The organism is Paraburkholderia sp., assembly GCF_035501035.1.
Classification (GTDB): domain Bacteria; phylum Pseudomonadota; class Gammaproteobacteria; order Burkholderiales; family Burkholderiaceae; genus Paraburkholderia.
Genome location: NZ_DATJWR010000353.1, coordinates 1 through 21,302, shown reverse-complemented (window position 1 = coordinate 21,302; position 21,302 = coordinate 1). Strand labels below are relative to the sequence as shown.

Genomic DNA, 21,302 nt, shown 5'->3' with positions numbered 1-21,302 from the left:
GCAAATGTCCCCGCCGGCAAGGATCTGCCGCAAGACTTCAACGTGATCATCGAGATTCCCGCGCAAAGCGATCCGGTGAAATACGAAGCCGACAAGGACCTGGGCCTGCTCGTCGTCGACCGTTTCGTCGGCACGGGCATGCGCTATCCCGTGAACTACGGCTTCATCCCGCAAACGCTCTCCGGCGACGGCGACCCGGTCGATGTGCTCGTGATCACGCCGTTCCCGCTGCTGGCAGGCTCCGTCGTGCGTTCGCGCGCGCTCGGCATGCTGCAGATGACCGACGAGTCGGGCGTCGACGCGAAGCTGATCGCGGTTCCCCACGACAAGGTCTGCCCGATGACGGCCAACCTCAAGTCGCTCGACGACGTGCCCGAGTACCTGAAGGACCAGATCAAGCACTTCTTCGAGAACTACAAGTCGCTCGAAAAGGGCAAGTGGGTGAAGGTCGACGGCTGGGTCGGCATCGAAGCCGCCCACAAGGAAATCACCGAAGGCGTCGCGAACTTCAAGAAGTAAGCCGCGCAATACAGGCTCGAGAAAAAACCGCACGGACCGCAAAGGCCGTGCGGTTTTTTCATGGCCGCACGCCGCCTCGTCGTTTCGCCGCCTCACCGTATCGCCAGCGCGCTCAGCCGAGTTCGGCCACGCCATGGATTTCCGGGCCGGGCAGCATGTCGAACGGCTCGGGCCTGCCCACGCCATAGCCCTGCGCATAGTCGACGCCCATTGCGATCATGCACTCGACGATGGCAGCGTCCTCCACGCATTCGGCGATCGTCAGCTTGCCCGCTGCGTGCGCGACCTGGTTGATCGAGCGCACGATGGCCTGGTCGAGCGGACTGTCGATGATGCCGCGTATGAAGCCGCCGTCGATCTTCAGATAGTCGACGTTCAGGTGCTTCAGATAGTTCAGCGACGACATGCCCGCGCCGAAATCGTCGAGCGCGAAGCGGCAGCCTAGTGCACGCAGGCGTCCAATGAGCGCGATTGCGCCGTGCAGGTTCGTGATCGCGGCCGTTTCGGTGATCTCGAAGCACACGCGCTCGAGCGGGACGGACCAGATGCGCTGTTGCTCGAGGACATAGTCGGCGAGCCGCTCGTCGCCGAGCGAGGCGCCCGAGAGATTGATCGACCAGGTGCCATAGCGGTGCGTGCCGGCGGCGATCATCGCGAACGCGCTCGCGATCACCCAGCGGTCGATCGCCGGCATGAGGTCGAAGCGCTCGGCCGCGCCGATGAGCTCGTCGGGCGCCACGATCGCGCCCGACGCGCAGCGTATGCGCAGCAGCAGCTCGACGTGGGTGTCCTCCCGCCCGGCCGATGTCGCGGTCGGCTTCGAATGCTGCGCGAGCGCAACGATCTTCTGGCCGTACAGGCAGAACTGCCCGTTTTCCAGCGCCGCCTTGATGTCGGAGACCCACGCCATCTGCGCGTGGGCTCGCGAGAGCTCCTCGTCGTCGTAGCGAAAGCAGTGCACGCGGTTGCGTCCTTTCTTCTTCGCCATGTAGCAGGCGACGTCGGCCGCCTTCATCACCTCCTTGACGGAGACGAGCCCCGCCGCCTCGCCGACGAGGCCGATGCTCACGCTCGTCTGCACGATGCGCCCGGCCCCGGTGAAGCGGATGGTGGCGATGGCCGCGCGCAGGTTCTCCGCGAGCCGCGACGCATGCGCCGTCGCGCAATGCGGCATCACGACGCCGAACTCGTCGCCGCCCAGCCGCGCGATGATGTCCTCGGCGCGCAACGCGCTTTTCAGCACGCGGCAGACTCGGCGGATCAGCTCGTCGCCCGTCGAGTGGCCGCACGTGTCGTTGACGACCTTGAACTGGTCGAGGTCGAGAAACATGACCGCGTGTCCGGGCTGCGCGCTCTCGCCTTTCTCGAGCAGCGCGGCGAGGCGCTGCTCGAACTCGCGGCGGTTATAGAGGTCGGTGAGCGCGTCGTGGGTTGCCTGGTAAGCGAGGCGCGCCGCGTGCTCGCGCAGCGCGCTTACGTCGTAGAGCACGATGACGGTGCCGATGACGCGCTGCTGAGCGTCGCGCAGCTTCGACACCGAGTAATCGACCGCGAGGCGCGAGCTGTCCGGGCGCGTCACATAGAGGTCGGCGGCGCCGCCCATCGCGTGTGCAGTGCTCAGGACTTCGAAGCTACGCGCGTCGTTGGCTTCGTTGCGCAGGTCGCAGACCGTATCGAACGGCCGCGCGAGGATATCGGCAGCCGGGCGGCCGAGCATGCGTTCGGCGACCGAGTTGCAATAGGTCACGCGCGCGTCTTCGTCGGTGCGGATCACCGCTTCGCCGATCGAGGCCAGCGTGACCTCGGCCAGTTCGCGTTCCGAGCAAGCCTTCGCCTCGGCCGTCTTGAGATCGGAGATGTCGAACAGGCACCCGACCATACGCACCGCGCGGCCGCGTGTGTCGCGCAGCGCCTGGCCGCGCGCGCGGCACCAGCGGTAGCCGCCGGCGAGCGTGCGCAGGCGAAATTCCACGTCGAATGTCGTGGCGCGCGCGAGATGCTGGCGCAGTGCGTGGCGAACGCCGGTGAGGTCGTCCGGGTGCAGGATCTGCGTGAGGCCGGTCTCGCTGTCGAAGCGTGTGCCCCCTTCGTAGCCGAGCTGCTCGTAGAGCCAGTTCGAGAAGTAGCACTGGCGGCTGCCCACCTCCCAGTCCCAGAGCCCGGCGTTGATGCCCTCGAAGCCGAGCGTGAGGCGCTCTTCGTTCTTGCGCACCTCGGCTTCGAGGCGGTCGCTGTGAGCGAGCGCGCGGCGGATGAATTGCGAGAACACGGCGAGCAGCACGATGGCGGACGCCGAGAGCGCGAGCATGAGGATCGAGCGCGTGGCGCGCGCCGCGTCGTCGAGCGAGTGCGAGAAGCCGATTTCGATGGGCGCGAGCTGGCTGTCGATGTCGCGCAGGTCGCGCACGAGGGCCGCCGACTCCGGAGCCTGCAGCTTGCCGGATTGCGCGAGCGCGTGCAGACGCTCGCCGGTTTCGGCCAGACGCAGGATATAGCGGTCGCCGATGTCCCAGAACGCCACCGCCGGGCGCATCCACGGTGTGTCCTTGAGCGTGCGGTAGCCCCAGGTCATGCCGTCCATGTCGGCGCTTGCGATGTGGCCCAGCGCGAAGCCGTGCCGTATCGCCGCGATGTCGGGCCGCGGCCGGTTCATCTCGAGCTTGGCCGCGCGGTCGCCGAGCGGCACCGCGACGCCGTCAAGGAATGCGCGATAGTCGGCCTCGTCGCCGGATCGCGCGTAGCGTTCGAGCGCGTGAACCGCATCCTTCTGACCTTTGGACCAGTTGCTTTCTCCCGCCACATAGGCAAGCAGGATCGCCATGATCGCCACGCTGATCGAGGCAATCAACGCCATCACCGCCGCGAGCAGCCACAGCGGCAGCAGGACCACGGTCGTGCGCCGCGGTCCGCGCCAGATGGGGTCTTGCCGGCTGGTTTGCGTCCTGATCGGTCTCATCATGCTTTACCGGTCCCCTCGGCTTGCAAGGCGATTTGAGAGGGCGCGCTGGTGCCTCGGCCCGACGTCCTGTGCGTGATATCGGCGGAGGGTGAAGCGGCTTTAGGTTTTAATGGGGTCGGCTGATAAAAAGAGCAGGGCTTGCTGATGCAAACGCTTGCGCCGCGCGACGTTTGCTCACGCCGGCGCTTCGGCCTGCGGTTCTTCGCTCGCGGGCGGGGCAGGCAGCACCGATTCGAGCGTGCGCGCGCCGGCCGCGAGCGCGCGCTTTTGGCGCGGGGTCAAGCGCTTGACCCAGTATTCGGCGCTCGAGGCGCTTGCGCGGTCGGCGAACTCGAATTGCGCGAGCACCTGCACCGGCTTGCGCGAGCGCGTGTAGCGCGCGCCCGTGCCGCTCGCGTGCTGGGCGAAGCGCGCGGCGACGTCGATGGCGATGCCCGTGTAGACGCTGCCGTCGGCGCATTCGAGGAGGTAGAGGAACCACGGCATGGTGATCGTTGCGATGATCGTATCGTGTGGACGGCGGATTCTAAGGGCTAAGTGCGGGCCAGGAGCGGGCTAAGGCAGGCTCACGCGCGAAACGGATTGCGCTCGTTGAGCTCGTGCATGTACGCGTGAATGTGGTTCGTCTCGCTTTCGAGAAAGCGCGCGACCGCGTCGGCGAAGGCGGGATGCGCGAGCCAGTGCGCCGAGCGCGTGGGGGTGGGCAGAAAGCCGCGCGCCATCTTGTGCTCGCCCTGCGCGCCGCCCTCGAACACGTCGAGCTTCTCCTCGATGCAGAACTCGAGCGGCTGATAGTACGCGGTCTCGAAGTGCAGGCAGGGCACGTGTTCCACCGCGCCCCAGTAGCGCCCGTACAGCGTGCCGCCCGTGTTGCCGCCACGCTGCCCGCTATTCTGGCCGCGTTGCCAGACCACGAGCGAGCTTGCGATCGGCTTGCCTTCGCGCTCCGCGATCACGAGCATCAGGTTCTCGGGCATCGTCGCGCCGATCATGCGGAAGAAGTCGAGATTCAGATACGGCGAGGAGAAATGCTCGCGGTAGGTCTGCCGGTAGCAGCGATTGAAGAAGCGCCACTCGGCGTCGCTGATGTCCTCGCCGCGCACGCGCCGCATCGTCACGCCCGCGTCGCGCACCTTGCGCCGCTCGGCGCGGATGTTTTTGCGCTTCTTCTGTTCGAGCGTGGAGAGGAAGTCTTCGAAGTCGCGGTAGCCGTCGTTGAGCCAGTGGAACTGCACGCCGTCGCGCTGCATCATGCCGAGATCGGTTAGCGCTTCGGCGTCCTGCGCGGTCGGAAAGAGCACGTGTAGCGACGAGACATCCGCCTGCTCCGCGAACGCGAGCAGCGTGGCGGCCAGGTGGCGGCGGGCGGTTTCGTCGGCGGCCATGAGGCGCGTGCCTTGCACCGGCGTGAACGGCACCGCGCACAGCAGCTTCGGGTAGTAGTCGATGCCGTTGCGCTTGTAGGCGTCGGCCCAGGCCCAGTCGAATACGTATTCCCCGTAAGAGTGGCCCTTGAGATACACCGGCGCGGCCGCGGCGAGGCGGCCCGTGCGCGTGTCGGTGAGCGTGACGAACTGCGCGGCCCACCCGGTGTCGGGCGCGGCGCAGCGCGTCGCGTCGAGCGCCGCGAGGAATTCATGGCGCAGGAAGGGCGTGGGCTGCGACTGGGACGCGAGCAGCGCGTTCCATTCGGCGGCGTCGACCTCGGACGGTGAGCCGAGGATGCCCGTGCGATAATCGAAATGTTCCTTGTTCAACTTGCGTGCCCGTTGGCGTGGGAAGCCGCGATGGCGCCTTGACAGTGCCTCGATGGTGCCTGGGAAGTGTTTGAAGGCTGCCGCGGCAAACGGTCATGGTAAAGCAAACATCCCGAACGGGTGAGTAGCGCCGCGCCGCGCGCATCGGAGCGTGCCGTGCGGCTCGAATGTCAGCACGCGTGGCAGGCCGGATGTCGGCGCGAAAGTCAGCCCGCGTGTCGACCCGCGTAGCAGCCCGCGCGCCTGGCGCGCCGACCGTGCGCAGCGTGCCCGCCTCAAGGTCCTCAAGGTTATCGAAATGAAAGAGCGCTTCTTCAATCTCTATACACACGGCTTTGCGCGCGTGGCCGTGGGCGTGCCCCGCTGCCGCGTGGCCGACCCTGCTTTCAATGCGGGCGAAACGCTCGCGCTTGCGCGCGAAGCCGCCGACAAAGGCGCAGTGCTCGTCGCGTTCCCCGAGCTCGGCCTCTCGGCCTATACCTGTGACGACCTCTTTCATCAGCAGGCCCTGCTCGATGCCTGCGAGCACGCGCTCGCGCAGATCGTCGAAGCTTCGGCGGCGCTGCCGCTCGTGATGATCGTCGGGCTGCCGGTGCGCGCGGGTCACTCGCTCTTCAACTGTGCCGCCGTCGTGGCGGGCGGCCGCGTGGCGGGTGTCGTGCCGAAGAGCTTCCTGCCGAACTACGGCGAATTCTACGAGCCGCGCCAGTTCAGCCCCGCCGATTGCGCGATCACCGATACCGTGCGCCTCGCCGGCGCCGACGTGCCGTTTGGCGCCGCGCTGTTGTTCGAGGTGCCGCAGGTCGCGGGCCTGCGCTTTCACGTGGAGATCTGCGAGGACGTCTGGGTGCCGATTCCGCCGTCGTCGTTCGCGGCGCTCGCGGGCGCTTCGGTGCTCGTGAATCTGTCCGCGTCGAACGTCGTGGTGGGCAAAGCGGGCTACCGGCAGCAGCTCGTCGCGCAGCAGTCGGCGCGCTGCCTTGCCGCGTATCTGTACACCTCGGCCGGCAAGGGCGAATCGACCACCGACATGGCGTGGGACGGCCACGCGCTCGTGTGTGAGAACGGCGAGCTGCTCGCGCAGTCGGAGCGCTACTCGGACGAGTCGCACCTCATCTTCGCCGATGTCGATCTCGCCCGCCTGCAGCAAGAGCGCATCCGCCAGACCACGTTCGGCGATTCGATCCGCCGCCACGCCGGTGAAATCGCGAAGATGCGCGTGATCTCCTGCGATCTGGCGCACCAGCAGGCGGGCGAGGGCGCGTGGGCGCGCGAGACGCTCGCGCTGTCGCGCCGCGTGGAGCGCTTCCCGTACGTGCCGGCCGATCCGAAACGCCGCGACGAGCGCTGCAACGAGGTCTACAACATCCAGGTGCAGGCGCTCGTGCAGCGTCTCTCGCAGGCCGGCATCAAGAAGGTGGTGATCGGCGTGTCGGGCGGGCTCGACTCCACACACGCGCTGCTCGTGTGCGCGAAGGCGATGGATCGCCTGAAGCTGCCGCGCGCGAACATCCTCGCCTACACCATGCCCGGCTTCGCGACGAGCGAGCGCACGCTGCGCCAGGCGCGCGAACTGATGGCGCTCGTGGGCTGCACGGCGCGCGAGATCGACATCCGCCAGAGCTGCATGCAGATGCTCGAAGACCTCGGCCATCCGTATTCGGAGGGCAAGGAGACCTACGACATCACTTTCGAAAACGTGCAGGCCGGCGAGCGCACGAATCACCTGTTCCGCCTCGCCAACTTCAATCACGCGATCGTGATCGGCACGGGAGATCTCTCGGAGCTCGCGCTCGGCTGGTGCACCTACGGCGTGGGCGATCACATGTCGCACTACAACGTGAACGCGAGCGTGCCGAAGACGCTCATCACGCACCTCGTGCGCTGGGTGGCCGAAACCGGCCAGATCGGCCAGAACGGGGAGAGCGGGCGCGACGTGCTCGAAGCGATCCTCGCCACCGACATCAGCCCTGAGCTGATTCCAGGCAAGTCCGACGCGCCCGAGCAGAAGACCGAGAGCACGATCGGCCCGTACGAGCTGCAGGACTTCAACCTCTACTACACGCTGCGCTTCGGCTTCGCGCCTTCGAAGGTCGCGTTCCTTGCGCGCCACGCGTGGGGCGAGCGCGAAGCGGGCGCGTGGCCCGAGAACGCGAAGGTGGCGCGCAACGAGTACGATCTCGCGGCCATCAAGCGCAATCTGCGCATCTTCCTCGACCGCTTTTTCCGCCAGAGCCAGTTCAAGCGCACCTGCATTCCGAATGCGCCGAAGGTGGGCTCGGGCGGCTCGCTTTCGCCGCGTGGCGACTGGCGCGCGCCGAGCGATTCGGAGTCGGCCGTGTGGCTCGCCGATCTCGAGCGGGTGCCCGACGAGAGCGCTGCGAACAAGCCCGCAGCGTGAGCACCGGCCGCACAGCGTAGAATCCGCACAGGTTCCGATAGTTTGACTAACCAGATAACGAGACGAGGTCCGCCATGAAACGCATTACTGCCGTCATCAAACCGTTCAAGCTCGACGAAGTGCGCGAGGCGCTCGCCGAAGTGGGCTTGACGGGCCTGACCGTCACCGAGGTCAAGGGTTTCGGCCGCCAGAAGGGCCACACCGAGCTCTACCGCGGTGCCGAATACGTGGTCGACTTCCTGCCGAAGGTGAAGATCGAGGTCGTGGTCGCGAACGACCAGACCGACCAGGTGATCGACGCCATCATCGGCGCGGCGCGCACCGGCAAAATCGGCGACGGCAAGATCTTCGTGACCGACGTCGAGCGCGTGATCCGCATCCGCACGGGCGAAGAGAACGAAGCGGCGGTGTAGGCCGCGCGCCGTTGCCGCTGTAGCCGCTGTAGCCGCTTTATCGGCTTTATCCGCCATAGCCGCCATCGAAGCGGCAGCATCAAAAGAAAAGGGAACGGCGCCGCACGCGCGGGCCGTTCCCGGAATAAAAAACGGTGCGATACCCTTTCGGACACCGCACCGATACGCGCCTCTCGCAGCAGCGTGAAAACGTCGATGTAACTGTTCTGTCTACACTCGCTTCGAATTAGAACGAGTGCTGGATACCTGCGTACACGCCGGTCTGGCTGTGGCCCGGCAGCGGGTTGCCGGTTGCTGCCGACGTGCCGAAGTTGTTGGCGTTCAGACCGAAGTTGGCCGCCTTGCTGTTCTGCACGGTGCCTGCCTGGATGTCGAGCAGGGTGCGCTTGGACAGGTTGTACGAGCCGCCGATCGTGTACAGCGTGGCGTTGCCGCCGCCGTTGTTCGCGTTCACGTGGTAGACGGCCGCGATAAGCGCTGCAGCCGGCGTCATTTGCCACGTCACGCCGCCCCATTCGTGGTCGAGCGTGGTCGGCTGACCGATGATGCCCGGATTCATGCCCGACGAACGGATGGCTTCGTAGCCGCCCTGAACCTTGAACGAGCCAAGGAACACGTTGAACATGGCCATGTAGTCACGCGAGTACGCGAACACGCCATTGCCGGTTGCCTGCTGGCCGGCCGCAATCGTGCCGCCGTTCAGGGCGTTGTAGACGCCGCCGAGCTGACCGTTGTTCGGATTGCGGATTTCGTCATACAGACCGCGGATCTGGAACAGCGAGCTCGTGTAGGTGAGCTGCAGGCCGGCTTCACGACCTTGCGGCGTCGTGTTGTTGCCGTTCCAGCCCGTCGCGTTCGAGAACGCGTACTGGCCGTACATGTCGAAGCCGTACCAGTTCGGCGACTGATACGAAATGTTGTTGCTCGATTGCGGCCAGTTGCGGCCACGCACCATGGAAGCCGACGACCAGTTCGACTGACCGAACGGGTCGAAGTCCCAAATGCCGTTCGAGATGAACAGCATGCGACCAGCCAGCAGCGTACCGAACTGGTCGTTGGCCACGCCGATGGTTGCCCAGCGATTCCAGATCGAGCCGGCCGAGCCGAGCGAGCCGTTGGCGGTGCTGAAGCTGCCTTCGAGGTGGAACAGGACCTTGTTGCCGCCACCGATGTCTTCAACACCCTTCATGCCCCACAGGCTCGTGCCCCAGTAGCCGCTTTCAAGCTGCGTCTGGCTCGTGCCGTGAGTTGCCGCGCCGAAGTTGGGGCCCGGCGTAGTATTGACACCCGCACCAATGCCGTTCATGTACGCGATACCCATGTCGAGACGGCCATACAGCGTCACGCTGCTTTGGGCATGCGCGATCACGCCAGCCGACATCAATGCTGCGGCGAGCAAAGCTTTCTTCATCTTCTCCTCCATACCCTGTCAAAGAGTCAACCTTAGTACTGCGAAAGACGTCCGTGCGCTTGCGGGCGCTGCGAACAGAAATCGTAGCGCGAGGGAGAGTGACCCCGAGGATCGGCGTACGGGCTGACGCCGCTGTACGACCCGTGCCGGGTCGTCTTGCAGATCCCCTGGTTGACTGGCATCTCCCGTTCTTTTTGAAGTGAAACTACTTTTAATGAACTTTGTTTTGCTACTTTGGTTACTAATTTAGCAAAAAAGGTCCGCGCTGGCGAACTAATTTCTATGCAGCCACTGGGGTGTCGTCAAATTGCAATATGACCTTCCTGGATGGTGGTCAGAAGGGTCCTGCACATGGGTCGGAAGCCTTACAGGACAAGGGACTCACGCCTGTCGTCTGGCAACGTTCAGGATTGCCACTATTGACGAGCGATTTCGCGAGGAGTAATGGAGGAAATGCCGTTTTTGAGGGAAAACGGATCGTTTTTCGCAGTGTATGGAGGCAAAAAGAAAAGGCGCCGTAAGCGCCTTGTAATACTACTTTTACTACATCTCCGAAGCGTGGCGCTCTCGCTAGTCGCCTTACTTCAGGCTGCCTGAAAGGAACTGGCGCAGGCGCTCGCTCTTCGGATTACCGAATACCTCGGCCGGCTGGCCTTCTTCTTCCACGCGCCCCTGATGCAGGAACATTACGTGGTTCGAAACGTTGCGCGCGAAACTCATTTCGTGCGTGACGACGATCATCGTGCGACCTTCTTCCGCGAGCTGCTGCATCACCTTGAGCACTTCGCCCACGAGCTCGGGGTCGAGCGCGGAGGTCGGCTCGTCGAACAGCATCACGTCGGGGTGCATGGCGAGCGCGCGGGCGATCGCCACACGCTGTTGCTGGCCGCCCGAGAGATGCGAGGGATACTGCTTCTCCACGCGCGGCGCGAGACCGACCTTCTCCAGATAGATGCGTGCGCGCTCCTCGGCTTCCTTGCGGGGCAGGCCGAGCACGTGCACGGGCGCCTCGATCACGTTCTCGAGCACCGACATGTGCGTCCACAGGTTGAAGTGCTGGAACACCATCGAGAGCTTGGTGCGCACGCGCTGGAGCTGCTTCGCGTCGGCGGCATGCAGCGCACCGGTGCGCTTGTCGGCGCGCGTCGCGACTTCTTCGCCGTCCACGACGATGCGCCCGGCGTTGGGCTGCTCGAGGAAGTTGATGCAACGCAGCATCGTGCTCTTGCCCGAGCCCGACGAGCCGATCACGCTGATCACATCGCCGGCATTGGCCTTCAGGGACACGCCTTTCAGGACTTCATGATCGCCGTACTTCTTGTGGATGGCGTCGACGAAAAGTTTCTGCTTCGGGGAATTCATTAATTGACCTCTTGTGACCGCTTGCGGGCTCACTTGCCTTGCGGTCGCAGGTATGCGAGCCAGCGGCGCTCGGCCTGGCGGAACAGCCACACGAGCGTGAATGAAATGATCAGGTACAGCAGCGCGGCAATGCCGAACGCGCCGAACGACTGGTAGGTCGCCGAGTTCACGTCGCGCGCGATCTTCAGGATGTCGGGCACGGTGGCCGTGAACGCCACGGTCGTCGCGTGCAACATCAGGATGACTTCGTTGCTGTAGTAGGGCAGCGCGCGGCGCAGCGCAGAAGGCAGGATCACGCGCCGGTACAGCGTGAAGGGCGACATGCCGTAGGCGCGCGCGGCCTCGATTTCGCCGTAGGGCGTGGCCTTGATCGCGCCGGCGAAGATCTCGGTGGTGTAGGCGCAGGTGTTGAGCGTGAACGCGAGCAGCGTGCAGTTCATGCCGCTGCGGAAAAACGCGCTCGTGAGCTCGTGGTTGCGCACGATCTCGAGACTGTAAAGGCCCGTGTAGCAGAGCAGCAACTGCACATAGAGCGGCGTGCCGCGGAAGATGTACGTGTAGAGCCACACGAGGCTCGAGAGCCACTTCTTCTTCGAGACGCGCGCCACGGCGAGCGGCACCGAGAGGCAGAAGCCGAGCCCGATCGAGATGACGAGCAGCCACAGCGTGATGGCCACGCCACTAAAGTGGTAGCCATCGGAGAAGAGATAATTGCGCCAGTATTGCTGGATCAGCTGAACGAAGTCTTGCATGGTATTGGCCCCGAGCGATTCAGAGATCCGCCTTGCGCACACCCGTGGAGTAGCGCTTGTCGAGATACATCAGCACGAAGTTCGAGACCGTGGTGATGACGAGATAGATTGCGCCGGCGAGCAGCGTGAAGAAGAAGAAACGCAGCGTGCCCTTGCCGGCGTCCTGGCTCGCCTTCACGACGTCGGCGAGGCCGATGATCGAGACGAGCGCCGTGGATTTCACGAGCACCTGCCAGTTGTTGCCGATGCCGGGCAGGGCGAAGCGCATCATTTGCGGGAACATGATGCGCGAGAAGACCTGCCAGTTCGTCATGCCGTAGGCGTGGCCTGCTTCGAGCTGACCGCGCGGCACGGCGAGGAACGCGCCGCGGAAGGTTTCGGTGAAGTACGCGCCGTAGATGAAGCCGAGCACGACCACGCCCGCGAGGAACGGATCGATGTCGATCTGATCCCAGCCGAGCATGTCGGTGAGGTCGTTCAGCCAGATCTGGATGCTGTAGAAGAGCAGCAGCATCAGCACGAGGTCGGGCACGCCGCGAATCAGCGTGGTGTAGAGCGTGCCCGCGCCGTGGGCGACGCGGTTGCGCGAGAGCTTGGCCGCCGCGCCGATCAGCCCGAGCACGAACGAGAGCGCGAGCGACAGCACGGCGAGCTTGACGGTCTGCCAGGTGCCGGCGAGGATCAGCGGGCCGTAGCCTTGAAGAAACATGGGCGAGTCCTTGACGGGGCGCATCTTGCGCACCGCGAAAGGCGCGGCGCTTGTCTGCCGCGGTTCAAATCCGTTCATGGGCGCGCGGTTCGGAACTCGCGCGGCCGGTGCGACTGCGCGCGTGAGCGCGCCTGTGACTGTATACGAAGCCCGGTGGCGGTCCATCGGGGCGGCCCCGGCTTTGCGCGTCGCGGCGCGTGGCACGGGCAGTCGTGTCTCGTTGTGCGTTTGCCTTCCTGTTTTACTTGCCTTTATAGATATCGAAGTCGAAATACTGCTTCGCGATCCGCTCGAACGTGCCGTCGGCATGAATCGCGGCCAGTGCCGTGTTGAACTTCGCCTTCAGGTCGGCGTCTTCCTTGCGCAGGCCAATTGCGGTACCGTTCCCGATCGTCGCCGGGTCTTCCACCTGCGGGCCCGCCCACGCGAAGCCCTTGCCGCGCGGTGTCTTCAGGAAGCCGAAATCCGCCTGGACTTCATCCTGCAGCGTGGCGTCGAGCCGGCCGGCGATCAGATCCTGGTAGACCTGATCCTGATTCTGGTACGAGATCACGTTCACACCCCGGGGCGCCCAGTGAACCTTCGCATACGCCTCCTGGGTCGAGCCCTGCTCGACACCGACGTTCCTGCCCTTGAGCGAGGCCGGCGTGGGCAAGAGCGGCGAGCCTTGGCGCGCGAGCATGCGTGCGGGCGCATCGAACATCTTCGCGGAATAGTCGATCTGCTGGGCGCGCTGCGGCGTGATCGTCAGCGACGACACGATCGCGTCGAACTTGCGGGCCTTGAGCGCCGGGATGATGCCGTCGAGGTCGTTCTCGACCCAGACGCACTTCACGTTCATGCGCGCGCAGAGCGCTTTCGTGAGGTCGACGTCGAAGCCGACGATCTGACCGTCGCGGGCCTTCGACTCGAACGGCGGATAACTGGCATCCACGCCGATGCGCACGGTCTTCCACTCTCTGGCGGCGGCGCCACTTGCGATCAGGGCAAGCGCCACACACACTGCGAACTTCTTCATCTTTCTCCTGTCGAGCCGGAGTGGGTGCTTTAGCACTTGCTCCGGTCCCATGCACAGCCGATACGGGCGGCGCGCGGCGCTTTCACGTGATGCGCGGCCGGCGCAGGGCGGCCCGGCTCGTGACCGTTGGCCGCCATTCTAGGCGATCAAAAATACGGGTCGGAGGGCGTGATGCGCTCCGGGCCCCGGCGGCTGGCGGGGCGCGTCGTGCGCGTCGCCCTCTGGCCGGCAGCACGCGTTGCCGCCTTGGGGTGCCCACCCCGGGTCGTCTCCGGGGCGTCCATGCACCCATAGGCTCGTGCTGGCCGAAAAGCGCGGTATTTTACCCGAAGCGGCAGGGCGCGCCAGCCTGGCGGCGTGCGACATTCGCACTGCAGCCCATTGATGTTGCTGGCGAAACGATGCGGTACGCCGGTGCCGATTGTGCGAACGGGCCGCCGCCCTTACCTTCGGACATCGACACGATTGACCGGAGAATCCCATGCTCACCATCCGAAGCGCCGACGAGCGCGGCCACGCCAACCACGGCTGGCTCGACACCTACCACAGCTTTTCGTTTGCCGACTATTTCGACGAAGCGCACGTCCACTACGGCGCACTGCGCGTGCTCAACGACGACCGCATCGCGGGCGGGCGCGGCTTCGGCGCGCACGGCCACCGCGACATGGAGATCGTGACCTACGTGCTGGACGGCGCGCTCGCGCATCGCGACAGCATGGGCAACGGTTCGACGATTCGCCCCGGCGACGTGCAGCGCATGAGCGCCGGCACGGGCGTGATGCACAGCGAGTTCAACGCTTCGAAGGACGAGGAAGTGCACTTGCTGCAAATCTGGCTGCTGCCGCGCGAGCGCGGTGGCGCGCCGGGCTACGAGGAAAAGCGCTTCACGGACGCGGACAAGCGCGGCCGGCTACGCCTCGTGGCGTCGCCCGACGGTCGTGATGGCTCGGTGAGCGTGCAGTCGGACGCCGCGATCTACGCGGGGCTCGTCGATGGCGATGAGCGCATCGACCATGCGGTGCCGGGAGGGCGGCGCGTTTATCTGCACGTTGCGCGCGGCGCGCTGGACGTGAACGGCCAGCGCCTCCAGGCCGGCGATGCCGCGATGATCGAAGCCGAAACGAACGTCACGCTCGCGCATGGTGAAGCGGCCGAAGTGCTGCTGTTCGACCTGGCCTGATCGCTGGTTGGTTGATCGTTTGATTGCCTGATCGCCTGCGGCGCGCGAGCGCCATGCGCATCAAAAAAAGGCGCCGCGGAGTGCGAATTCCGCGGCGCCTTGTCGCATTCCCGCGCCGCACGTGGGCGCGGCGGCGGCCTTACTGCGCAGCTGGCGCGGAAGCGCCACCTTTTTGGTGCTGCTCCCAGCGCTTGTGCATCTGTTCGTGGCGCTGTTCCATCTTCGCGAAGCGCTCCTTGATCGCCGTGCTCACGGTCGTCTTCTGCTGGTCGTTCAGGCCGTTGTAGAACGCGAGCCACGCTTGCGTGGTCTGCTCGCGCAGCTGCTGGTTCTGCTGCTCGACTTGCTGGTGCGCGGCGTGCATCGCGCTGAGGTCGAGGATCGGCTGGTTCTTCATCGAATCGAACTGCTGCTTGAGCTGTTCATGATTCTTGCGCATGGCCTCGTGGTTCTGCTTCATCGTGTCGAGCGCGGCCTGCCATTGCTTTTCCTGGGCGGCGTTCAGGTTCAGCTTGTCGTGCAGCTTCTTGAACCCGAGCATGAAGTCGCCATGCATGCCGGGGCCGCCGTGCATGCCCGGACCGCCGTGCATCATGCCGGGGCCTGCGGGCGGCGGCGGGGTTTGGGCGTTGGCGGCCGTAGCGCCCACGGAGAGGGCGAGCGAGGCAGCGGCGATGGCGAGAAGGCGCGAAGTCGTCTTGTACATGGTGATGCTCCTGACAAATCCTTGGGGTTTTATCCGGTCTGGTGCGGCGGCCCCAAGTGGTGGCGCTCGCAACCGGTGTCCCTAGCGTATCGACCCGGCAGGCGTTGCGTGTTACCTGGCCGCCCGTCGTCATTACGCGACATTACACGCGCCTTTCGTGGTAACACCTCGTAACCCGGATGAGAGGGATGTAAGGAAATGGCCCCGGCGCGCGCGTTACACTTCGTCTCATGGCTACTCAAATCCTTGTCGTCGACGACGACCTCGAACTACGCGACCTCCTGCGCGACTATCTGGCGCGTCAGGGCATGGAAGTTTCGGTGCTGCACGACGCCAGTTCGCTGGAGCGGCGGCTCGAGCGCGAGCGCCCGGACCTGATCGTGCTCGATTTGATGATGCCGGGCGTCGACGGTCTCACCGCACTGCGCAAGCTGCGCGCGGCCGGCGACGACATCCCGGTCATCATGCTGACGGCGCGCGCGGACGACGTGGACCGCATCGTCGGCCTCGAACTCGGCGCGGACGACTACCTCGGCAAGCCGTTCAATCCGCGCGAACTCCTCGCGCGCGTGCAGGCGGTGCTGCGCCGGCGCCGCACGGTGCCTTCGGCCGCCGCGCCCGAGCAGCGCGAGCCGTACTCGTTCGGGCGCTTCACGCTCGACTTCCAGTCGCGCACGCTGCACCAGGAAGGCAAGCCCATCATGCTTTCGGGCAGCGAGTTCGCGCTGCTGAAGATCTTCGTCAACCACCCCATGCGCACGCTCACGCGCGAGCGCCTGCTGGAGCTGCTGCACGGTCCCGAGTACGACGGCACCGACCGCGGCATCGACGTGCAGGTGTGGCGTCTGCGGCGCATCCTCGAAATCGACCCGTCCACGCCGCGCTTCATCCAGACTGTGCGCGGGCGGGGTTACGTGTTCGTGCCCGATGGAGAGCAGGGCAGCCATGCGCCGGCCGGTTGATTCGCTGTTCGGGCGGCTTGCGCTGCTGTTCATTGGCGTCCTGCTGATTTCGCACGTCGCCTGGTTCGCCCTGATGCGCCTCGAGCGCAACCAGATGCAAACGCGCTACGCCGTCGAGGAGGCCACCTTCCTCGTCGACGCGGTGCGCCAGCACGTCGCGCGTGAGCCCGGTACGCCGCTGCCTTCGCGCGTGCAGCTCGTCGACCCCGCAAGCCCCGAGGTGCCGCTCCGGACCGACGACCTGCCCGAGCCGCTGCGCCGCTTCCTCGACGACGTGCGCGAGCGCATGCCGCCCGGCACCGACGTGCGCGTGGGGCCGCCCGGGCGGCCGCCCACGCTCTGGGTGCGCGGTCCGCAGGACGCGCGCTGGATCGTGGTGCCAGGGCAGCCGCTGCGCATCATGCGGCCGCTCGACAGGCTCGTGCCCTGGTTCATCATCATTTTTGCGGCGGCGGTGATCGCCGCTCTCGTGGCCGCCTGGATGCTCCAGCAGCCCTTGCGTGCGCTTGCGCAAGCCGTGGGGCGCTTCGGGCGCGGCCAGCCGGTGCCGCCCGTGCCCGAGCGCGGTCCGCGCGAGCTGCGCCAGCTCACGCGCGGCTTCAACCAGATGGTCAAGGAAGTCGAGCGCACTGAGAAGGACCGCGCGGTCATGCTGGCGGGCGTCGCGCACGACCTCAAGACGCCGCTCGCGCGGCTGCGCCTGCGCGCCGAGATGATGGACGAGGCCAAGGTGCGCGACGGCGTGGTGCGCGACGTGGAGTCGATGGCGCACATCGTCGACCAGTTCCTCGTGTTCGCGCACGACGGCGCCGACGGCAGCGAGCCCGTGGAGGTCGGCGAGCAGTGCGAGCGCATCGCGCGCAACTACCGCACGGTGAGTGGCGAGACGATCGCCATCGAAATGCATTTGCACGCGGGCTCCGAGTTCCGCCTTCCGGCCGCGACGCTCGAGCGCGTGGTGTCGAACCTGATCGACAACGCCCATGCCTATGGCGCGCCGCCCATCGTGATCGAGAGCGAGCGCGGTGAGGAGGGCTTCTCGCTCACGGTGCGCGACCACGGCAAGGGCATCCCCGACCAGGATCTCACGCAGGCGAGCCGGCCGTTCGTGCGGCTCGACCCCGCGCGCGGCGGCAACGGCCACAGCGGGCTCGGTCTTGCTATCGTCGAGCGGCTCGTGCGCCGCGCGGGCGGCGAGCTTTCCATCGGCAACGGCGAGAACGGCGGGCTGGCGGTGCGCATGACGTTTGCGTTCGAAGTGGTCGAGCGCACCGTGTCCGAAGCGGCGCAGGCCTGGTGAGTGGCGTTCAGGGTTCGTTCTGAGCCAGGAAGCCCGCACCGCCCGGGAGGGCAGTTGTGTGCGGCGCAGGCGGGCTGGATGGAGTGGCCACGGTTGTGTGGCACCGCTCCTCGCCGCGAGCACTGCCGCGGCAACGCCTGCGGGTCAGGCAAGATGCCGCAAGACGCGGCGGGATGGGATCAGGCGGTGAAGAGCGTGTCGAGTGCAGCGGCGGCCTCGTTGTCCACCGTGTTGTAGGTCACGCTGCTGGCCTCGAAAATGTAGTGCGTCGTGTACTTGCCGAGGCGGGCAAGAATCTCCTCCTGAATCAGCTCGGGCGTAGCGTCGAGTTTCAGGTACCACGCGGTCGAGGACAGGCGCGTCTGGAACGAGCCGTACTCGACCATCAACTGGTCGAACGCGAGCGCATCCTGATCGCGGCAGACAATGACCAGATTTCCCTTCATGCATGCCTCCAGATTTGTGCGGATCACTGTTATGGCGCGATGGGCCCATGCGCGTCACATGGACGAACCGCGCACCGTTCGCCGCATGATACCGCGCCGCGCCGGATAACCTGGGCGAGCCCCGCAGGGTTGCAAGGGCGTACCTGAGAGGGCGAAGCTGAGAGGGTGTAGCTGAGAGGGTGTAGCTGAGAGGGTGTAGCTGAGAGGGCGTACCTGAGAGGGTGTAGCTGAGAGGGTGTACGTGCGAGGGCGTACCTGCACGGACATACCCGCGCGGCCGAACCATCGCGGGCTTACCAGGTCGGCATGGCGGTGCGCGGGGGCACGACGCCCTCGGCGGTCATGGCTTCGCAACGGTCACGCCCGGCCGCCTTCGCCATATAGAGGGCGAGGTCGGCGCGGCTCATCAGGCGTTCGGGTTGATCCTGGGAGGCGGCAAGCTCGGTGACGCCAATGCTCACGCTCAGGGCCGCCTCTGCGGGCAGGTCGGCGCAAATGCGCGTGGCGACCTGCTGGCGCAAGCGCTCGAGCACGGCGCGACCCGCGCTCAGCGAGGTAGCGGGCAGCAGGATGCCGAATTCTTCGCCGCCAAGCCGGCCGACCGCGTCGTCGGCTCGCAGCTCGGCGCGGCAGGTCTCCACAAAATGCTGGAGCGCGCGGTCGCCTGCCGGGTGGCCGAAGCGGTCGTTGATCTGCTTGAAGTAGTCGAGATCGGCGATCGCCATGCACAGCGGCGTGCCGGCCGCATAGGCCGCGTCGATCTCGCGGCGCAGCAGGTCGAGGAAGTAGCGCCGTGAGAGCGCGCCGGTCAGGGCGTCGTGGCGCGCTTCGGCCGCGAGCAGCGCGTTCGCGGCCTGCAACTGCTCCGCGAGATCGCGACTCGCGCGATGCAGACGCCGCTCGCGCACCCACGAGACCGAGATCACCGCCGCGAGCGCGGCCGTGCCGGCAAGCGTGAGGAAGATGAGGAGCCGGTCGCGTCGATGGTTCGCAATCAGTTCGGGCCACGCATTGACCGGATCGACGAGATGCGCCGAGAGCCCCGAGTTCAGGCCGCCGCGCTGCTCGTACAGGGCGGGCGCGCGACGGCCCGGCAGCTCGACCATTTGCCCGGCTTCGGCGTGCGGGATCCACGGTGCCGCGCGCGTCGCCGCCTGCGCGGCCGATTGCAGCCCGAGCGTCGAAAAGCGCTCGCGCAAATAGGTGTTCACGCGGTCCACGGCGTTCATTTCCGAGACGTGCGATCCCGGCAGGGCGAGCCCTTCGAGCGCGCTGTCATGGGCCATGATGATGACGCCGTTGCTGTCGGAGACGAAGGTGCCCGGGTGGGCGACCCAGTGGCGCAGCCGGGCGATGCTGACCTTCGCGACCACGGCGCCCACCAGCAAGCCGTCGTCATAGGCAGGCGCGGCGACGAAAATCCCTGGCTCGCCGCTCGCGGTGCCTACGCCGTAGGCTTCGGAGAATGCGCCGAGCAGTGTCTCGTTCAGATACGCGCGCGGACGCATGTCCACGCCGATGTAGGAGATGGTTTCGAACGCATTGCTCGACGCGATGCAGACGCCATTGGCGTTCACGAGCCAGATCGCATCGAGCCCGGAGAAGCCCTGGGCGTCATGGAGAAAGCGATCGACGGCGGCCAGCTCCGGCACCGCCTGCAACTCCTTGCGCCGCGCCAGTTCCGTTGAGTCGCGCGACGCGGCATAATGCGCGGCCTCGGTGAGCGCCTGCTGGACGACGCGCGTTTCGGCCATCGTCGCCGGAATCGCGCGTGACATTGCGAGGTCGCTCGCGATGACTTCGGCCATGTTGTCCACGACCGAACGCGTCATCTGGCGCTGGGCGTTGAGCGCCGCCACGAACTCCTGGCGGACCATGCGGTCCGCGAGCCAGTTCGCCGCCACCCAGCAGACGAGCGCGACCACCACGACCCCGACGGGTCCGGCTGCCTGGCGCAAGAGTCTCCTGTTCATCGGCCTTCTGGTTAGTAAGTGGGCATTGAGGCGTGGGGGCTGGCGCTCCGGATGTCGGGGCGCCTCTGTCGGCGCGAAACGATTTTACCCCTCGAATGGTCCGATGATCCCGCTGCGGAAGTAGCAGCGCGGCGCAGCGAGGCCGCCTGGGGGCACGTTGGCGGCCGCTCAAATCGCTGACATGCAAGCGGCGCGCCGTTCGCGCGGGGGTAATCGCCCTGAAATCGGGCGCCGGCATGGTTCACGCGGGCGTTTCGCCTTGGCGAAGGTTGTGGCGCGCAAGCGACGCCCGCTGGCGCCGGCGGCCGCACTGATGGACAAGCGGCATCGTTGTGTCATCAAGACGTCATCGATGCGTCATCACGATGGCGTCCAGACGCCGCGCGCTGCAAGGCGCCCCCCGAAGCGCGCTGAAAGCGCCCAGAAAGCCCTCGTGCCAGGTGCTTTGCGGGCATGCCCGGCGCGGTTGTGTGTGTCATGAAGGTTGTAGTACTGTCGTGCCGTTTCAATCGAGGCAAGCCTGCAACAGCAATAGCAGCAGCAACAGCAATAGTGAGCCGGCCGGCTGGTCGTCGCGAGACGGCTCCGCTGGCGCGTGCAACGGCTGCATTGCCGCCGTCGTGTCATCAACGCCAACGAGATTCCCTGTCCATGCGTCTTGCCTGCTCCGATCTGTTTTCCCTGCACTCCCCGCATTGTGCGCAACGCTCGTCCAGCAGCATGGTTGCCTGTTTTCCCGGCGCGGAGGGTGTCTGAATGGAGTTCAGCTTCAACCTGAACCGCACGGCCAATGCCTCGGCGTGGCGCGTGCTGCCCAACCGCTGGGACTTCGTGGCGTTCCCGCTCATCATCTGTCTGATCGCGATGGCGGCCGTGGGCTTTCACGAAACGATGGCGCCCATCTCGGTGCTCAAGACCGAGGCCATCTCGCTCGATCCGGCGAGGCTCCCCGAGTACGCGTTGCGCACCACGCTGCGCATGCTCGCGGCGATGGTCGCCTCGCTCGTGTTCACGCTCGTCTACGGCACGCTCGCCGCGAAGAGCCGCCGCGCGGGCCAGGTGCTCGTGCCGATTCTGGACATCCTGCAGTCGGTGCCGGTGCTCGGCTACATTTCGTTCACGGTCACGTTTTTTCTTGCGCTCTTTCCCTCGCGCGTGCTGGGCGCGGAGCTCGCGGCGATCTTCGCGATCTTCACGAGCCAGGCCTGGAACATGACGTTCAGCTTCTACCAGTCGCTGCGCACGGTGCCGCGCGATCTCGATGAAGTGTCCAAGGGCTTCCACCTGACCGCGTGGCAGCGCTTCTGGAAGCTCGAAGTGCCGTTCTCGATGCCGGGCCTCATCTGGAACATGATGATGTCGATGTCGGGCGGCTGGTTCTTCGTGGTGGCGTCCGAAGCGATCACCGTGGGCAACAACACGATCACGCTGCCG

General features: G+C 65.9%; 18 protein-coding genes. 7 read left to right on the top strand and 11 right to left on the bottom strand.

The window, feature by feature from the left end:
• Positions 1 to 519, top strand: a 519-nt coding sequence (gene ppa / locus VMJ11_RS25810) for an inorganic diphosphatase (protein ID WP_325623071.1), incomplete at its 5' end; no start/stop codon positions are given.
• A 112-nt stretch (positions 520 to 631) separates the two neighbouring features.
• Here ppa and VMJ11_RS25805 read toward each other — a convergent pair.
• The 3 genes from VMJ11_RS25805 to VMJ11_RS25795 all read right to left on the bottom strand — a co-directional run bounded on the left by VMJ11_RS25805 (position 632) and on the right by VMJ11_RS25795 (position 5,235).
• Complete coding sequence (locus VMJ11_RS25805; RefSeq protein ID WP_325623069.1) at positions 632 to 3,478, bottom strand: EAL domain-containing protein; 2,847 nt, start codon at positions 3,476 to 3,478, stop codon at positions 632 to 634.
• Between the two features lie 174 nt (positions 3,479 to 3,652).
• Positions 3,653 to 3,964, bottom strand: a complete 312-nt coding sequence (locus VMJ11_RS25800; protein ID WP_325623067.1) for a GIY-YIG nuclease family protein — start codon at positions 3,962 to 3,964, stop codon at positions 3,653 to 3,655.
• Between the two features lie 80 nt (positions 3,965 to 4,044).
• A complete protein-coding gene (locus VMJ11_RS25795; RefSeq protein WP_325623066.1) occupies positions 4,045 to 5,235 on the bottom strand; it encodes a GNAT family N-acetyltransferase in 1,191 nt (396 codons plus the stop codon).
• A gap of 298 nt (positions 5,236 to 5,533) precedes the next feature.
• On the opposite strand from VMJ11_RS25795, the gene VMJ11_RS25790 reads away from it, so the two are divergent.
• The gene (locus tag VMJ11_RS25790) at positions 5,534 to 7,636 is read left to right on the top strand and encodes an NAD(+) synthase (protein WP_325623064.1); all 2,103 of its coding nucleotides are present in this window, start codon (positions 5,534 to 5,536) and stop codon (positions 7,634 to 7,636) included.
• 74 nt (positions 7,637 to 7,710) lie between these two features.
• Positions 7,711 to 8,049, top strand: coding sequence for a P-II family nitrogen regulator (locus VMJ11_RS25785; RefSeq protein WP_133197473.1), 339 nt, complete (start codon positions 7,711 to 7,713; stop codon positions 8,047 to 8,049).
• A 226-nt stretch (positions 8,050 to 8,275) separates the two neighbouring features.
• On the opposite strand, the gene VMJ11_RS25780 is transcribed toward VMJ11_RS25785, so the two are convergent.
• The 5 genes from VMJ11_RS25780 to VMJ11_RS25760 form a co-directional block, all read right to left on the bottom strand.
• A complete protein-coding gene (locus tag VMJ11_RS25780) occupies positions 8,276 to 9,460 on the bottom strand; it encodes a porin (protein WP_325623062.1) in 1,185 nt (394 codons plus the stop codon).
• A gap of 579 nt (positions 9,461 to 10,039) precedes the next feature.
• On the bottom strand, positions 10,040 to 10,822 hold the full coding sequence (locus VMJ11_RS25775; RefSeq protein WP_325623060.1) for an ABC transporter ATP-binding protein: 783 nt from the start codon (positions 10,820 to 10,822) through the stop codon (positions 10,040 to 10,042).
• 29 nt (positions 10,823 to 10,851) lie between these two features.
• Complete coding sequence (locus VMJ11_RS25770) at positions 10,852 to 11,574, bottom strand: ABC transporter permease (protein WP_325623059.1); 723 nt, start codon at positions 11,572 to 11,574, stop codon at positions 10,852 to 10,854.
• Positions 11,575 to 11,593: 19 nt separating this feature from the next.
• Positions 11,594 to 12,283: a histidine ABC transporter permease HisQ gene (locus VMJ11_RS25765; RefSeq protein ID WP_325623057.1), complete on the bottom strand. Its 690-nt coding sequence runs from the start codon at positions 12,281 to 12,283 to the stop codon at positions 11,594 to 11,596.
• A 241-nt stretch (positions 12,284 to 12,524) separates the two neighbouring features.
• Positions 12,525 to 13,301, bottom strand: a complete 777-nt coding sequence (locus VMJ11_RS25760) for an ABC transporter substrate-binding protein (RefSeq protein ID WP_325623056.1) — start codon at positions 13,299 to 13,301, stop codon at positions 12,525 to 12,527.
• A 481-nt stretch (positions 13,302 to 13,782) separates the two neighbouring features.
• On the opposite strand from VMJ11_RS25760, the gene VMJ11_RS25755 reads away from it, so the two are divergent.
• Positions 13,783 to 14,481 (top strand): pirin family protein, encoded by a 699-nt coding sequence (locus VMJ11_RS25755; protein WP_325623054.1) that lies wholly within the window; start codon positions 13,783 to 13,785, stop codon positions 14,479 to 14,481.
• Between the two features lie 139 nt (positions 14,482 to 14,620).
• On the opposite strand, the gene VMJ11_RS25750 is transcribed toward VMJ11_RS25755, so the two are convergent.
• On the bottom strand, positions 14,621 to 15,187 hold the full coding sequence (locus VMJ11_RS25750) for a periplasmic heavy metal sensor (protein WP_325623052.1): 567 nt from the start codon (positions 15,185 to 15,187) through the stop codon (positions 14,621 to 14,623).
• A 230-nt stretch (positions 15,188 to 15,417) separates the two neighbouring features.
• Between VMJ11_RS25750 and VMJ11_RS25745 the strand changes: the two genes are divergently transcribed.
• Both VMJ11_RS25745 and VMJ11_RS25740 read left to right on the top strand, forming a co-directional pair.
• A complete protein-coding gene (locus VMJ11_RS25745) occupies positions 15,418 to 16,149 on the top strand; it encodes a response regulator (RefSeq protein WP_325623051.1) in 732 nt (243 codons plus the stop codon).
• Positions 16,133 to 17,449: an ATP-binding protein gene (locus VMJ11_RS25740; protein WP_325623049.1), complete on the top strand. Its 1,317-nt coding sequence runs from the start codon at positions 16,133 to 16,135 to the stop codon at positions 17,447 to 17,449. The genes VMJ11_RS25745 and VMJ11_RS25740 overlap by 17 nt, the downstream gene beginning before the upstream one ends.
• A 179-nt stretch (positions 17,450 to 17,628) precedes the next feature.
• Here the strand turns inward: VMJ11_RS25740 and VMJ11_RS25735 are convergent, their stop codons facing one another.
• The gene (locus VMJ11_RS25735; protein WP_325623047.1) at positions 17,629 to 17,895 is read right to left on the bottom strand and encodes a hypothetical protein; all 267 of its coding nucleotides are present in this window, start codon (positions 17,893 to 17,895) and stop codon (positions 17,629 to 17,631) included.
• Between the two features lie 293 nt (positions 17,896 to 18,188).
• On the bottom strand, positions 18,189 to 19,868 hold the full coding sequence (locus tag VMJ11_RS25730; RefSeq protein WP_325623045.1) for a diguanylate cyclase: 1,680 nt from the start codon (positions 19,866 to 19,868) through the stop codon (positions 18,189 to 18,191).
• A 756-nt stretch (positions 19,869 to 20,624) separates the two neighbouring features.
• Here VMJ11_RS25730 and VMJ11_RS25725 point away from each other — a divergent pair.
• Positions 20,625 to 21,302, top strand: a 678-nt coding sequence (locus tag VMJ11_RS25725) for an ABC transporter permease subunit (protein ID WP_325623044.1), incomplete at its 3' end; no start/stop codon positions are given.